Genomic DNA, 14,753 nt, shown 5'->3' on the forward strand with positions numbered 1-14,753 from the left:
TTAGGCATAAATCAGTGATCTGTGCCAAACTTACCTGTGTTATGTGATTGAAACGACATCGGATGGGATCGATCCCGCTGGTGCATTGATGATAAGGAGACTTCAATGAAACTCGTGCCCATGCTAAGTGGTGTAGCAATTGCGGTGGCGTTGTCCGCCTGTGCAGGAAAGAGCGCCCAGGTGCCGGTGCCAGCAGCAGATCCAAACGGGATTAATACACTCTCACAGCAGTCCATTCAGCAGCCTAACGTTTCCGGGACTATCTGGATTAAACAGAAAGTCGCATTACCGCCAGATGCGGTATTAACGGTAACCCTGTCTGATGCTTCCCTGGCAGACGCGCCGTCTAAAGTATTGGCCCAGCGTGCCGTACGTACGGAAGGTAAGCAGGCACCGTTTAGCTTCGTGTTGCCGTATAACCCATCAGACGTGCAGCCTAATGCCCGTATCCTCCTGAGCGCAGCAGTAACGATCAACGATAAACTGGTGTTTATCACCGATACGGTGCAGGAAGCGATTAACCACGGCGGGACAAAAGTTGACCTGAACCTGGTTCCGGTACAGCAAACCGAAGTGCCGGTTGCGCCACAGACTAACCAACCGTCTCTGCCAACCCCTCCGACCCAGATGTAACGCTTTAAACCCTCTCCTTCGGGAGAGGGTTTAATACACCCAGCGGTACTTTTGCAAATCAATCTGTCCTGACCCCGACACCTGCACCCCTTCTGACAGTAACGCCTGACGCTGGCGCTGCAGATCCGGCCCGGTCAACGAGATCGCCCCATGACGATTTACCACCCGATGCCAGGGCAGGGTGCTTCCTTCCGGCAACCTTTTCAGTACGCCACCGACCTGCCGCGCCGCACGCGGGGAACCGGCCAGACGCGCTACGTCGCCATAGGTGGTAACATAACCTTCCGGCACAGAGGCCACAATTTGCCATACGCGTTGTGGAAAGGAGTCATGTACGTCCATACGTCTACCTGTGGGGAATGTCTGGACAGTCATGTTAAACGAAGATAAACCCAATTGCTGCGCCAGTTTGCGCAAGAAACCAGCATCCAGTTGCGGGTCGCTTGCAATTGGCGGTAAGCACAGGGATAATGCGCCAGCGCGTTGGTTATCAACGCTCTCAATGGGGGCTCTGTTGGTTCTCCCGCAACGCTACTCTGTTCACCAGGTCAGGTCCGGAAGGAAGCAGCCAGGGCAGACGACGTGTGTGCCGGGATGTAGCTGGCAGGGCCCCCACCCATTTCTGCTCTCATCAACACTCTTCCTGTTTCTCTTCGCTTCGAATAGCCTTTAATCCACAACGTTATTAGGACTTTACTGACTGCATGTAATATATATTTCATTGCATTGAAATATTACTGTCATAAACTTGTAATAATAGACTGTCATTTTAATATCGGATGTCTTTTTTCTGTCATAACTTAAAAATATATATCTGGATAACATTGGTAAGTTCGTGTATTAAATAAAGTACTTATTCCGAAGGGAAGTGACAAACATGGCTACTGCGGTGTTAAACGTTAAGATTGATCAAGCGCTAAAAGAAAGACTTCGCCACTATGCTGAAGTTAATAACGAGAATTTAAGCGTGACGACAGAGAAACTGCTGCTGCTGGCATTCGAAGCGGTAGAAGAGGCGGGAGTATCGGAAGAGGATATTGATAACCAGCATACGGAAGAAGAGAGTGTTTCTCCATTTACTCCTAAAGAAATCAAGGCCCTACGTAAAATTCTTAAGAAGAGAAAATGAAACAACAACTGTCAACTGCCAGTGACTACAACGAGGCCTGCGATCTGTTGCGTTCAGGCTACGTGAAGCATGTACGTCTTGGCTGGAATGTAGGAAGTGATGAGTTCTTTCGTATTGCGTCTGACTGGTGTGATACCGGCGCAAAAATAAAGAAAGACGGTGAAAATTTCGTTATTTCACTGAAAGGTTTTCCTATTCCTCCTCAGCACTAAATCTTGAATGGTGAAAACTGCTGACTGTATCTGTGACAGTCAGCAGTTTTTATTTTATGATCCACTTCAAATTTTTTATATCAAACCAGACTTCTTTTTATTGATGGCACGTTTTTATTCAGGGCGAGCCACAAGGGTTTTATTCTCAGTAACGCCTGTTCAAGCTCAGCCGGATCGAGTGAAAAGGGCATACGTAAATACCGATCAAACGCACCCGATAAACCAAACCGCGTGCCGGTCCCCAGGTTGATTCCCAGTATCTCTGCGCGTGCAGCAAGCTGTGTTGCCAGCATCCCCGGCAGTTCAATCCAGTAGGAAAGCCCGCCTTCCGCTTCATGGAATGTCCATTCAGGGAAGTGCTCGCGCAACAGCGCGCCGCATTGGTCTCGTCGTTCCGCCAGCATCTTCCGGCGAGCAGGCAAAAACGTTTCGCTGTTATTGATAAGCCACAGCGTCGCCAGCTGTTCGAGCATGGGCGATCCTAAATCCAGGGTATCCCGCGTCTGGGCAAGCGTAGCGATGGTGCGCGAGGAGGCACGGATCCAGCCAAGACGAAGGCCGCCCCAGAAACTTTTTCCGGCAGAGCCTAACGTTATCACGGTGGCCTGCGGGTTGAATGACGCCAGCGGCGGCGGCGGGGGCGAGTCAAACCACAGATCCACCATCGTTTCATCTACTACCAGCGTCGTGCGGGTTTGCGCGGCAATCTCGGTGATTGCCTGACGGGTGGGAATATCCATGCATCGCCCGGTAGGGTTATGAAAATCGGGCATCAGGTATGCCAGGCGCGGCGCTGTCTGGGCAAGCGTTGCGGCAAACCCATGGGTATCCCAGCCCGTTTCCGGCAGCGACACACCCACTGGACGGCACTGCGCTCCCTGAATGGCGGCGATCGCCAGCGGGTAAGTGGGATGATCGACCACGACGCGATCCCCCGGGCCGGTCATCATCCGCAGGACCAGCGCAAAACCGCTGACCGCGCCATTGACCACCATCACCTCGTCTGTCCGGGTCGGAAGCCCCCGCGCGGTATAGCGTGCGGCGATGGCTTCCCGCAGCGCCGGTAACCCAAGCTGATCGTAACCTGTAAGCGAGAGATGTTGCGTAATGGCCGTGAGCGCATGGGTATAGGCCTGGTGGATCTCAGGCCCGGCATTGAGCGCCGCGGTGGAGAGATCCAGCGCGGCACTGGCTGCTGAAAGAGTTGGCACGGCGCGTGTGTCGGGCAGGATAACGCGTGAACCGCTGCCGTGGCGGCTTTCAAGATAACCTTCCTCACGCAGATGGGCGAGTGCGCTGCTGATGGTGGTCCGGCTCACATCCAGCGCAGTGGCCAGCTCCCGCTCGCCGGGTAGACGGGTGTTAAGCGCCAGTCGGCCATCAAGAATTAACAGGCGTAACGCATCCGCCAGCTGACGCCAGAGCGGGGTCCGGGACGAGGTTTGTTGCCAATGGCCTAACAGGCGTACCAATGACTGGCTTCCGAAGCGGCGAGATGACATGTGCAGTCCACTATTTGAAAACTGGACATTAATCATAATGCCATTTTCGCTCAAGATGAAAGCCTGGTTCACTGGAGAAGATAAAAAATGGTACGTCGTCTGCTACAACTGTATGTCGGTTTAGGGCTGTATGGGCTTTCAACCACGATGTTTATTCGTTCGGATCTGGGGCTCGATCCGTGGGACGTCTTCCACCTTGGCGTGGCGATCCAGCTGGGGTTGAGCATTGGGATGGTGATTATTTTAACCGGTGCGGCGGTACTCCTGCTGTGGATCCCGCTGCGTCAGATGCCTGGTCTGGGGACCCTCAGTAATGTAATTATTATTGGCCTGGCGGCAGATGCCTCCATGGCCCTGATCCCCGAGGTGACCTCGCTGCCCCTGCGTATCGCGCTGCTGGTGGCTGGAATTGTCGTGAACGCGATAGCCACCGGTATGTATATCGGTGCCGGTTTCGGGGCGGGCCCGCGCGACGGTCTCATGACCGGGATCCATGCCCGTATGGGATGGTCCATCCGCAGCGTGCGTACCTCGATTGAAGTGTCCGTGCTGCTGATTGGGTGCATGCTGGGCGGAACGTTCGGGATAGGCACCGTCGCGTATGCGCTGACCATTGGCCCGCTTATCCAGATCTGCTTGCCTCTGTTCCGTTATAAGCCGCGCGTTGAGAAGACTCCCCAGCCGGAGCGGGTTGTTTAATTCTGCGAAGCGCTCACATGTTTTCATGGCGTCGCTGTGTCAGAATAGTGGCCTTCGAATGACGCGATGCCAGAATGCATGAAAGCAATCACTCTTTATGATGTTGCCCTCCTTGCGGGGGTTTCTTATCAGACCGTTTCCCGTGTGATTAACGACGCGGAGCATGTCTCTGCCCGCACGCGGGAAAAGGTGCAGCAGGCGATGGCGGAACTGCACTACGTCCCCAATCTCAGGGCACAACAGCTGGCGGGTAAACGTACCCGTACGCTTGGCCTTATTACTACCGATCTGGCGCTGCACGCCCCTTCGCAAATTGTTTCGGCGGTAAAATCCCGGGCGGTTGAACAGGGGGCGAGCGTGCTTATCTCAATGGTGGAACATCCACAGCAGTGCCAGTCTGCCCTTCAGACGTTGCTGGCGCAGCGTGTGGAAGCTCTGCTGGTGAATGTGCCGTTGGAGAATTCTCATGCTGAAGCGCTAAAAGCCCTCGCATCGCCCATTCCGGTGCTGTTTCTGGATGTCTCACCCTCGGCTCAGGTAAACAGTCTTGTGTTTAATGCAGAGCAGGGTGCTCGTCTCGGGATTGAGCATCTGCTTTCGCTGGGGCATGAGCGTATAGCGCTGCTGAGCGGACCGGAGAGCTCTGTCTCTGCCCGGGCACGTCTCGCAGGCTGGAACGCCACGCTGGCACAGGCCGGGCTTGAGGCTGTCGCGGTGGCGCACGGCGACTGGAGTGCGGCAAGCGGCTATGAGAAAGGACATTTGCTGTTATCTGCCGCGCAACTCCCGGATGCGATAGTGGTCGCGAACGACCAAATGGCGCTGGGGGTGATGCGCGCCTGTGCGGAAAAAGGGACTGCGATCCCGGGCCAGATGTCGGTTGTCGGGTTCGACGATACGGCAGACAGCGCCTGGTTTTCTCCCCCACTGACCACTATTCGCCAGGCTTTTCGCGAGGCCGGCGAGCGAAGCGTGGAGTGGCTGCTGGCGCCAGTTGAGGGTGACGCATGCTGGCAGGTTCAGCTTCCGGTGACTCTGGTGACCCGCCATTCTACCGCTCGCCACGATCCGCAGCAGATCGAACGCGAGGATCTGGCACAGCAGCTCAGGAGCCTGGCGTTAGCGGCTGAGCAACTTGCCCGCCGGTAAGACTTTTGTGATCTGACTCGCTACCCCGCGATCCGACGCTTTACCGCACCCGGTAGCCAGGGCATGTTAGCTAAAATTGTGAGCGCTTCGCAAAGAGGTTAATATGTCCAACACTCCATCGCTGACCCTCAGCGCACTTCTGGCTCGTCGGGACTGGGAAAACCCGGGGGTCACCCAGTGGAACCGCCTGGCAGCACATGCTCCCTTGCACAGCTGGCGTGACGAACACTCCGCCAGAGAAGACGGGGGAACCGTCAGCCGACGCCTCCTTAACGGGGAGTGGCGTTTTAGCTTCTTTCCTGCGCCAGAGCAGGTTCCTTCGGTATGGGTCAGTGAAGATTGCGCCGATGCCGTGCTGATGCCCGTGCCCTCTAACTGGCAGATGCAGGGGTTCGACACGCCCATCTACACCAACGTGACCTATCCTATCCCTGTAAACCCACCGTTTGTGCCGCAAGAAAACCCAACCGGTTGTTACTCGCTCACATTTGAGATGGATGATGCCTGGCTGCAGAGCGGCCAAACCCGCATTATCTTCGATGGCGTGAATTCGGCGTTTCATCTGTGGTGTAACGGTCAATGGATCGGTTATTCACAGGACAGCCGACTGCCCGCCGAATTCGATCTTTCAACGGTGCTGCGTCCTGGCCAGAACCGCATTGCGGTCATGGTGTTGCGCTGGTGCGACGGGAGCTATCTGGAAGATCAGGACATGTGGCGCATGAGCGGGATTTTCCGCGATGTGTCGCTGCTGCATAAGCCAGAGACGCACATAGCCGATTATCAGGTTGTGACTGACCTGAATGCGGAGCGGGATCGCGCGGTGCTGAAGGTGGATCTCGCGCTCGCAGGCGCACAGTTTGCGGAGTGTGAGGTGGCGTTTACCCTGTGGCGCAACGGCGAAAAATGCGCCAGTGCTACCAGCCGGCCGGGCACAGCCGTTGTCGATGAGCGCGGCGGCTGGGCCGAGCGGCTAACGGTGATGCTCCCCGTTGAGGCGCCTGCCTTGTGGAGTGCGGAAACGCCGGAACTTTATCGCCTGACGATGACGCTTCTGAACGCGCAGGGTGAGGTGCTGGAAACGGAGGCCTGCGATGTGGGGTTCCGCCGCATAGAGATCAGCAATGGCCTGCTGAAGCTCAACGGTAAACCCCTGCTTATCCGTGGCGTTAACCGGCATGAGCATCACCCGGAAAACGGCCAGGTGATGGATGAAGCGACGATGCGCCGCGATATCGAACTCATGAAGCAGCATAACTTCAACGCCGTGCGCTGCTCGCACTATCCGAACCATCCGCTGTGGTACACGCTTTGCGACCGCTATGGTTTGTATGTCGTCGACGAAGCCAATATTGAAACCCACGGCATGGTGCCGATGAGTCGCCTTGCTGACGATCCGCGCTGGCTCCCTGCCATGAGCGAACGCGTCACCCGCATGGTGCAGCGCGACCGCAATCATCCTTCGATTATCATCTGGTCGCTGGGGAATGAGTCCGGCCATGGCGCGAACCATGACGCACTGTATCGCTGGCTGAAAACCACCGATCCGACGCGTCCGGTGCAGTACGAAGGCGGTGGGGCGAATACGGCAGCGACTGATATCGTGTGCCCGATGTATGCCCGGGTCGATCAGGATCAGCCCTTCCCGGCGGTACCGAAATGGTCTGTTAAAAAATGGATCGGCATGCCGGATGAAACGCGTCCGCTTATTCTCTGTGAATACGCCCACGCGATGGGGAACAGCTTCGGTGGTTTTGCCAAATACTGGCAGGCGTTTCGCCGCCATCCTCGCCTGCAGGGGGGATTTGTCTGGGACTGGGTTGACCAGGCACTGACCAGAAAAGACGACAATGGCACACCGTTCTGGGCCTACGGGGGAGATTTTGGCGACACGCCCAATGACCGCCAGTTCTGCCTTAACGGGCTGGTTTTTCCCGATCGCACACCGCATCCGGCGCTGTATGAAGCCCAGCGCGCTCAGCAGTTTTTCACCTTTACGCGGGTAAGTACGTCTCCGCTGGTGCTTGAAGTCCACAGCGATTACCTGTTCCGTCATACCGATAACGAGGTGCTGCGCTGGACCCTTGTCCGTGACGGCAGCGTGCTGGCCAGGGGGGACGTGACGCTCTCCATTGCTCCCCTGGGCACACAGCGTCTGTATATCGACCTGCCAGCGCTGGCGCCTGAAGCGGGTGACGTCTGGCTGAACGTTGAAGTGCACCAGCCGCGGGCGACGCCGTGGTCACCGGCAAACCATCGCTGCGCGTGGGAGCAGTGGCCGGTTCCGACGCCCCTGTATATCGCCCCGCCAGTGCCAGAAGGTGTACCGCCAGTGTTAACGCAAACTGGCGACGTGCTTGAGCTGGTACATCAGCAGCAACGCTGGCAGTTCAACCGCGCATCAGGACACCTGACGCAATGGTGGCGCAATGGCGTTGAAACGCTGCTCTCACCGCTGACGGATAACGTTAGCCGCGCACCGCTGGACAATGATATTGGCGTGAGCGAGGCCACGCGAATCGATCCGAATGCGTGGGTGGAGCGCTGGAAAGCGGCAGGCATGTACGAGCTCACCCCGCGATTACTGCACTGTGAAGGAGAGCAGCATGCAGCCGAGGCGGTGGTGAAAACCCTTCATGTCTGGGAGTATCGCGGTAAAGCGCTCTTCCTGAGCCGTAAAGTCTGGCGGGTGGACGATCGGGGCGTTTTGCATGGCGATATTCAGGTCGATATTGCGTCTGATATCCCGGAACCGGCACGCGTAGGCCTGAGTGTTCATCTTGCCGCAACGCCGGAAACGGTTCAGTGGCTGGGGCTTGGGCCACATGAAAACTACCCGGACAGAACGCTGGCGGCTCAGCAGGGGCGCTGGACATTACCGCTGGAAGCCATGCACACGCCTTACATCTTCCCGACAGAAAATGGTCTGCGCTGTGATACCCGTGAACTGCTGCTGGGCGCGCATCGGCTGAATGGCCTGTTCCATTTCTCCGTCAGCCGCTACAGCCAGCAGCAGTTGCACGAGACAACCCACCATCATCTGTTGCGCGAGGAGCCGGGGTGTTGGCTTAACCTGGACGCATTTCATATGGGCGTGGGCGGTGATGACTCGTGGAGCCCCAGCGTCTCGCCGGAATTTATTCTGCAGAAACGCCAGCTTCGCTATACCTTCAGCTGGCAGCAGAACCCTGACTGAGCAAAGAGGCGGCCACAGCAGTGGCCGCCTCGCTTACGCCAGGATACCGCTCAGGCCGTGCAGGCTCATGTAAATCCCGACCACAGTAATCAGGGCGGCGGAGATCCACGGTGCTTTTCGTGAAAACTCGCTGAAACCCGGCCAGCGTTTTGTCGCATGCTTAAGGCTCAGGGCGGCAATTGCACCGGAAGCGACCAGCGTTAACGCCAGACCAATACTGAAGCTGAATACCAGCGTTGCGCCGAGGACAAAATGCTTCAGCTGCAGGCAGATGAGCAGGACCGTGATTGAGGCCGGGCAGGGGATAAGCCCTCCGGTCAGGCCAAACAGTGCAATTTGTCCGGTGGTAACGTTCTGGCCGTTGAAGCGGCGGTTAATATCCTGTGCATGCGCGCGCTGGTGGGCGTCCTGCCACTCTTCTTCAATCAGTGGATGCCCATGGTCGTGATGATCATGATGGTGGTCATGGTCATGGTCATGGTCATGGTCGTGATGATCATGATGATGGTCATGGTGATCGTGATGATGGTGGTGAGCGTGTGGCCGACTCTCCTTCCAGGTTCGCCAGGCCATCCACAGGGCGATCAGCACGATCAGTATCCCCGAGACCAGCTGGAACCAGGGCTCAGACGTATGCGCATCCCAGCCCCGGCCAAACCATAATCCTGCCATGGCAATGATCCAGACCACCGCCGTATGGGAAAGCGTTGCCGCCAGACCAAGCAACACCGCCTGTTTCAGCGTACCGCGAATAGCCACAATAAACGCGGCCATCATCGTTTTGGAGTGGCCCGGTTCCAGGCCATGCAGCGCGCCGAGGAGGATAGCGCTGGGTACAAACAGCCAGGCATTGCCTTGCTGCAGGAGTGAAGCAAAATCGTTCATGGAAAATTCCGGAGTGGAAAGCGTTTTCAGATACTACTCCCCCCCAGTAGTCTAATACTACCCCCCAGTAGAAAAATACTCAGGGGGAGTAGAGCATGATATGCTTTAAAAGCCATACGATGAGGGAGACAGAGATGTCACATACGGTTCGCGACAAGAAGATGTTATTGACTCGCCTGAAGAAAATTCAGGGGCAAAGCGCTGCCCTGGAAAAAATGCTCAATAGCGACCACGAATGCGCCGACGTGTTACAACAGCTGGCGGCGATCCGCGGCGCGGTAAACGGCATGATGATGCAGGTGATCGAAGGTCATCTCACCGATCATGTGGTGAAAGAGCCTGAAGAAGCTCAGCGCGAAGCCGATCTTGGCGTCGTGTTACAGGTGATCAAATCCTATCTTAAGTAGGATGTGTTTTGAGGTTATCTTCCGCCCAAAGAATAAAGTCCGCTTTCGGCAACGCCTTGCTGTAGTACCAACCCTGCCCATACTGCACGCCGTGACGACGTAGCCAGGCGAGTTGCCCTTCGGTCTCCACGCCTTCCGCAACCATCGCCAGCTTCAGCGATTTTGCCATTTCAATAATGTGTGGCGTCACGTTTTTATATTCCAGTGCATCCACAAACGCTTTATCAATTTTTAGCGTGTCGACATCCAGATCCTGCAGGTAGCTCAGGCTGGAATAGCCCGTACCGAAATCATCAATATAGATTGCGTGGCCTGAATGACGAAAGGCGGCGATGGCCGGTGCGCTGATTTTAGGATCGGCAAAGCCGCGCTCGGTTAACTCAAGGGCGATCTGTTGCGGATGGACTTTCCACTTATTCATTAAGTGACTCAGCAGTGGCGGGAGTTTTCCCGAGGTCAAATCGGCCGGCGCGAGGTTAATGGAAATATGCTGACCGGCGTGAAGGTGCAGCCAGTAGCCCATATCCTCAAACACCTTTTCAATGACCAAATGCGTCAGCTGCGAGATGAGCCCCGTTTGCTCAGCAAGCGGCACAAAAATATCCGGTGAAAGGCTGCTCCCGTCAGGCTGGGGCCAGCGGGTTAGCGCCTCTGCGCCCACAATCTTCCCGCTAGAGAGTTCAATAATGGGCTGGTAATGCACCACAAATTCCCGGTTATTGATGGCGTCAAGCAGGCGGTTGCGTGGCGACTGGATGCGACGCAGCAGTCGCAAAACAAAGAGTGCGGCAAGCAGGCTTATCAGTATGCCGAACGGCAGCCAGATGAGAAGTTGCTGGTGCCAGGTTTCTGCCAGCGGTTTTAACGCCGCCCAGGCGACCACCGTAAACCCCAGTTCAGGAACAGGCTTCATAATGTATATCGAGTCGTTGTACTGAATACGGGTGACGCCCTGATCCTTAACCAGATTGCGGATATGCGGATCGAGCTTGCTGCTGCTGGCAAAAATGAGATGTGATTTGCTGCCCACCAGGGCGGCATCTGTGGCGATCTCACCAAAAGGGATCACATCGACAAGCGAGGCAGGATCCACCAGCACCAGATAGTGGCCCCGACCCAGGACCGCCATGTAGCGGCTAAAACCGAGATCGTTTTGCGTGGTGAGCCATGTGCCATAACCATCTTCCGTGATTCGCATGGGCGGCGGGAAAGGGGCCGACTGACTGGTTTGTTCCAGGGACGAGCAAAGGGGCTCAAGATTGTTGATATAAATAACTTCCTGAACATAACGCCATGAAAAAGCGACCCGCCGCATCTCCCTTAAATGCATAACGCTACAGGGGATCCCTTTAAAGGTCTGCAGGCTATTGAGCGCTTCCTTTGCATCATCCACTACCCTGGCGGTACGTATCAGCACGCGTGAGGCATAGCTATCCAGCGCATCGACAAACTTATCTTCCGCCTGGCGATGTGCCAGCCAGATGCTCAGGCTAATCGGAACCAGTACCGCAATGATAAGTACGCCGGTCACCAGACTGACCAGATGTCGGGTTTTCATGGTGCTGTCTCCTTCCTCTTATGCCCGCTCCTGGGCGCTGAAAAACCTGCCAGAGGAGAAAGATTTTACCGCTAAATGATAAAGTTATAGCACGCGCAGGTCATGATTTACGGCACAACAGAAAATATCGTCGGGGCAGAGGGGTTGTTTTATCAGCAGGGGTTAGATATTATTTGTTATGTTATAACAAAACATAAAGAGTTTACGATGAAACCAGATATCCACCCAGCCTATCGCACCGTGGTGTTCCACGACACCAGTGCTAATGAATACTTTAAAGTCGGCTCAACCATTAAGACCGACCGCGAAATTGAACTCGACGGTGAAACGTATCCGTATATCACCATCGAGGTCTCTTCAAAATCGCACCCGTTCTACACCGGCAAGCAGAAAACGTTCTCGACGGATGGCAGTGCGGCGCGCTTCCGTAAGCGTTTCGGCGGCTTTCTTAATGCGAAGCGGGGATAACCATGCAGGTACTTAACTCATTGCGCAGTGCAAAACAGCGTCACCCGGATTGCCAGATAGTCAAACGCAAGGGACGCTTATACGTGATTTGCAAATCCAATCCGCGCTTTAAGGCGGTTCAGGGACGTAAGAAAAGACGCTAGACGCGTGCTTCGCGCCAGCTTTCCAGGGATCTTTTTTGGTTGCCATCGGCAGTAAAATTGTCGGTGGCAAGCCAGCCTTCAAAGGCACTCGCCAGCGCCGGCCACTCTTTGTCGAGAATCGAAAACCAGTCGGTATCCCGGTTATGACCTTTCGTGACCAGTGCCTGACGAAAACGCCCCTCAAACTGAAAGCCAAGACGCAGTGCCGCCTTGCGCGAAGGCGCATTCAGGCTGTTGCACTTCCACTCGTATCGACGATACCCAAGGGTGTCGAACACGTATCGCATCAGCAGATATTGCGCTTCCGTCGACATCGGCGTGCGGCTGAGCAGCGGGGAGAAATGAACATGTCCCACCTCCACAACGCCGTTGGTTGGATCGATCCGCATCAGAGCCAGCGTGCCGACCGGAGACTGGGTCTGGTTGTCGATAACGCTAAAGTGAATCGGATCGGATAAGTCACGCACGCTCTCTACCCACCCTGCAAACGCCTCTGCGCTGGCATCCGGCTCACGCAACAGCCACGTCCAGCTGCGGGTATCTTCGGCCAGAGAATACGCGCTGAACAACGCCTCAGCGTGCTCCACCCGCAGCGGCTCAAGGCGACAATAGTGGCCCTGAAGCACCACACGTGAAGGGTGCTGGCGGGGTTGCCAGTCGATAAGCGCCTCGCCTACTGGCTGTCCAAACTCGTTGAATGTTTTCATTTTACTGTCCGTGACGTTGATAAGAACGCCAGACTAGTGAATTACTGGTTCCTTAAAAAGTGCCACTCAGCTATGTTTTGGTGGTACCACGGGAGGCGAGATGAACATACCGGGCGATGAATTTTATACTTTGCTGAATGCCGCGTTGAAAGCGCGGGGGGAAGAGACGCTGCAGCGCGCGCTGTATCATGCACTGCGTGAGGCGATACTGTGCGGCAAGCTACACGCCGGGAGCCGGCTTCCCGGTTCGCGAATGCTGGCTCAGCAGCTCTCGCTTTCACGGAATACCGTCAATGCGGCGCTGGAACAGCTGACGCTCGAAGGGTATCTGCTGCGTAACCGCCTGGGGACGCGGGTAGCGCAGCTGGCGCAGCGTACGCTCGTTCAGGCATTGCCGGACTCTGCCATCACGCTCGGCACCCGGGTCGCCTCGCTGCCTGCGCCGGTGCCGCGTGATACCCCGGTTCCGGCATTTACGCCGGGAACACCGGCCATCAACTACTTTCCCCTGCCGCTGTGGCGGCGCTTGTACGACCGGGTTCTGCGTGAAGAGGGCAGCGCGCTGTTAGGGTATGGCGATCCTGCCGGGGAGCCGTCGCTGCGGGCGGCCATTGCCCGCCACCTTGCCCTTTCGCGCGGCATTGACTGCGATGCCAGTCAGATAGTAATGACCGAAGGCGCGCTTGAGGGGGTAAACCTTTGCACGATGCTGCTGAGCGAACCCGGCAGCGTCGCGTGGGTGGAAGATCCTGGCTATGGTGGGGCTAAAAGCGCCTTTGCCAAAGCGGGCTTAGTCATGACGGGGATGCCGGTTGATGACGAAGGCATGTTCTGGGAAGGGCTGGATACGCCGTCCCCTGCGCTTATTTTCACCTCACCTTCGCACCAGTTTCCGTACGGAAGCGTGCTCAGTGCGCGGCGACGCCTGGCGCTGCTGGATCTGGCCCGGCTGCATAACGCCTGGATTATTGAAGATGATTACGACAGCGAGTTTCGTTATTCCGGTGAGCCCGTGCCCGCAATGCTGGGAATGGTCAACAATGCGCCGGTTGTCTATCTTGGTACCTTCAGCAAAACCCTCTTTCCGTCGCTGAGAATGGGGTTCATGGTGTTACCCCCGGCGCTGGCAAAAGCGGCCCGTCCGGCCATTGGCGCGCTGCTGCGTGGCGGGCATCGCGCCGAACAGCGAACCCTGGCGCTGTTTATTGAGGAAGGACATTATGCCCGCCACCTTGCCGCCATGCGCCGGCTCTACCGTAAGCGCTACCGACAGCTGCGTGAGGCGCTGAGTGCTGAGCTTCATACCCCGCATCGCATTCTGGCGGGTGAAGGGGGGATGCATCTGACGCTGGCAATAGACGGCATCGACGACCAAAAAGTGGTCGAGCAGGCGAGGGCGTTTCAGCTGGCACCCGCTGCACTGAGCGGGTATTACCTGGAGCCGAAGCAGGGGCAAACCGGTCTGGTGTTAGGTTACGGCAATACCTCTGCTTCTCAGTTTGTGTCGGGTATCCGACGCATACAGGCTTTAATCACACAACAGCAGGACGGGAAAGGGTAAAGACATCATAAAAAGAGAGCTGACCTTTGGTGGATACCATCTTCTGCAGCTTCTCTTTTTGCACTGTTTCAACCGCGGGGGAGTGCATGATGCTTTCGATCAGCTCCGGCGGCACGTAACGCGTGTTATACCATTCACCGTTATAGCAAACCCGGAAATCAAGGACGTCGATATCTTCGTAGCGGTAGCGGGGATTAACGTCAAAAAAGAAAAAGGCGTTAAACACCACAAACAGAATGACAAGCAGCCAGACGGAGTCCACCAGAGTTTCGGACTTCAGCATCACAATCAGTGTCGCCAGCCAGGCGGCATACATTGCGACAAACAGTCCAGGGTGTTTGCGAATAAAGCTGATGCTAAAGCGCGGGCGATTGTCGCGCTTTTCGCGGTGATTAAGATCGTCGATGGTGGCAGTAAGCAGGCGCTGTATCTCGGTCATTTTTTGCCTTTATGAGAATTGACAATACAGGATGTCTGCCAATTTTAGGGGAGCCATTTGGCTGA

The 14,753-nt window shown here is 56.0% G+C and carries 16 protein-coding genes and 1 other RNA gene; 11 read left to right on the forward strand and 6 right to left on the reverse strand.

Annotated elements, in window-relative coordinates:
- Positions 1–105 precede the first annotated feature (105 nt).
- Positions 106–633: a YbaY family lipoprotein gene (locus tag HV340_RS05025; protein WP_014168885.1), complete on the forward strand. Its 528-nt coding sequence runs from the start codon at positions 106–108 to the stop codon at positions 631–633.
- A 30-nt stretch (positions 634–663) separates the two neighbouring features.
- Here the strand turns inward: HV340_RS05025 and HV340_RS05030 are convergent, their stop codons facing one another.
- Positions 664–975 carry an MGMT family protein gene (locus HV340_RS05030; RefSeq protein WP_181216345.1) on the reverse strand — a complete coding sequence of 104 codons (312 nt, stop codon included), beginning with the start codon at positions 973–975 and terminating at the stop codon, positions 664–666.
- 170 nt (positions 976–1,145) lie between these two features.
- Between HV340_RS05030 and ffs the strand changes: the two genes are divergently transcribed.
- The 3 genes from ffs to HV340_RS05045 all read left to right on the forward strand — a co-directional run bounded on the left by ffs (position 1,146) and on the right by HV340_RS05045 (position 1,974).
- Positions 1,146–1,242, forward strand: an RNA gene (gene ffs, locus HV340_RS05035) — signal recognition particle sRNA small type.
- Positions 1,243–1,510: 268 nt separating this feature from the next.
- Positions 1,511–1,762: a hypothetical protein gene (locus tag HV340_RS05040; RefSeq protein WP_020885198.1), complete on the forward strand. Its 252-nt coding sequence runs from the start codon at positions 1,511–1,513 to the stop codon at positions 1,760–1,762.
- Complete coding sequence (locus tag HV340_RS05045) at positions 1,759–1,974, forward strand: hypothetical protein (protein ID WP_014168888.1); 216 nt, start codon at positions 1,759–1,761, stop codon at positions 1,972–1,974. The genes HV340_RS05040 and HV340_RS05045 overlap by 4 nt, the downstream gene beginning before the upstream one ends.
- Before the next feature lie 80 nt (positions 1,975–2,054).
- Here the strand turns inward: HV340_RS05045 and HV340_RS05050 are convergent, their stop codons facing one another.
- Complete coding sequence (locus HV340_RS05050; protein ID WP_025204848.1) at positions 2,055–3,476, reverse strand: PLP-dependent aminotransferase family protein; 1,422 nt, start codon at positions 3,474–3,476, stop codon at positions 2,055–2,057.
- Between the two features lie 87 nt (positions 3,477–3,563).
- Between HV340_RS05050 and HV340_RS05055 the strand changes: the two genes are divergently transcribed.
- The 3 genes from HV340_RS05055 (at position 3,564) to HV340_RS05065 (ending at position 8,520) form a co-directional block, all read left to right on the forward strand.
- Complete coding sequence (locus HV340_RS05055; protein WP_032677524.1) at positions 3,564–4,175, forward strand: membrane protein; 612 nt, start codon at positions 3,564–3,566, stop codon at positions 4,173–4,175.
- A 78-nt stretch (positions 4,176–4,253) separates the two neighbouring features.
- Positions 4,254–5,324 (forward strand): LacI family DNA-binding transcriptional regulator, encoded by a 1,071-nt coding sequence (locus HV340_RS05060; RefSeq protein WP_063925413.1) that lies wholly within the window; start codon positions 4,254–4,256, stop codon positions 5,322–5,324.
- 103 nt (positions 5,325–5,427) lie between these two features.
- Entirely contained in the window at positions 5,428–8,520 is a 3,093-nt protein-coding gene (locus HV340_RS05065) for a beta-galactosidase (protein ID WP_063925412.1), read from the forward strand.
- Positions 8,521–8,553: 33 nt separating this feature from the next.
- Here the strand turns inward: HV340_RS05065 and HV340_RS05070 are convergent, their stop codons facing one another.
- Entirely contained in the window at positions 8,554–9,405 is an 852-nt protein-coding gene (locus tag HV340_RS05070; protein ID WP_163387262.1) for a nickel/cobalt efflux protein RcnA, read from the reverse strand.
- A gap of 134 nt (positions 9,406–9,539) precedes the next feature.
- Here HV340_RS05070 and HV340_RS05075 point away from each other — a divergent pair, with 134 nt between their 5' ends.
- A complete protein-coding gene (locus HV340_RS05075; RefSeq protein ID WP_020885193.1) occupies positions 9,540–9,812 on the forward strand; it encodes a metal/formaldehyde-sensitive transcriptional repressor in 273 nt (90 codons plus the stop codon).
- Here the strand turns inward: HV340_RS05075 and HV340_RS05080 are convergent.
- Positions 9,805–11,370 (reverse strand): EAL domain-containing protein, encoded by a 1,566-nt coding sequence (locus HV340_RS05080; RefSeq protein ID WP_025204844.1) that lies wholly within the window; start codon positions 11,368–11,370, stop codon positions 9,805–9,807. The two genes, HV340_RS05075 and HV340_RS05080, sit on opposite strands and share 8 nt — an antisense overlap.
- Positions 11,371–11,577: 207 nt before the next feature.
- Between HV340_RS05080 and HV340_RS05085 the strand changes: the two genes are divergently transcribed.
- Together HV340_RS05085 and ykgO are read left to right on the forward strand one after the other, a co-directional pair.
- Positions 11,578–11,838, forward strand: a complete 261-nt coding sequence (locus tag HV340_RS05085; protein ID WP_010428154.1) for a type B 50S ribosomal protein L31 — start codon at positions 11,578–11,580, stop codon at positions 11,836–11,838.
- A 2-nt stretch (positions 11,839–11,840) separates the two neighbouring features.
- Positions 11,841–11,981, forward strand: coding sequence for a type B 50S ribosomal protein L36 (gene ykgO, locus HV340_RS05090; RefSeq protein ID WP_003859006.1), 141 nt, complete (start codon positions 11,841–11,843; stop codon positions 11,979–11,981).
- Here the strand turns inward: ykgO and HV340_RS05095 are convergent.
- Complete coding sequence (locus HV340_RS05095) at positions 11,978–12,688, reverse strand: GNAT family protein (RefSeq protein ID WP_014168897.1); 711 nt, start codon at positions 12,686–12,688, stop codon at positions 11,978–11,980. The genes ykgO and HV340_RS05095 overlap by 4 nt on opposite strands.
- A gap of 100 nt (positions 12,689–12,788) precedes the next feature.
- Between HV340_RS05095 and HV340_RS05100 the strand changes: the two genes are divergently transcribed.
- On the forward strand, positions 12,789–14,249 hold the full coding sequence (locus HV340_RS05100) for a PLP-dependent aminotransferase family protein (RefSeq protein WP_059305810.1): 1,461 nt from the start codon (positions 12,789–12,791) through the stop codon (positions 14,247–14,249).
- Here HV340_RS05100 and HV340_RS05105 read toward each other — a convergent pair.
- The gene (locus tag HV340_RS05105) at positions 14,221–14,688 is read right to left on the reverse strand and encodes a YlaC family protein (RefSeq protein WP_059305809.1); all 468 of its coding nucleotides are present in this window, start codon (positions 14,686–14,688) and stop codon (positions 14,221–14,223) included. The genes HV340_RS05100 and HV340_RS05105 overlap by 29 nt on opposite strands.
- Positions 14,689–14,753: the final 65 nt, after the last annotated feature.

Source organism: Enterobacter sp. RHBSTW-00975 (assembly GCF_013615235.1).
GTDB lineage: Bacteria > Pseudomonadota > Gammaproteobacteria > Enterobacterales > Enterobacteriaceae > Enterobacter > Enterobacter ludwigii.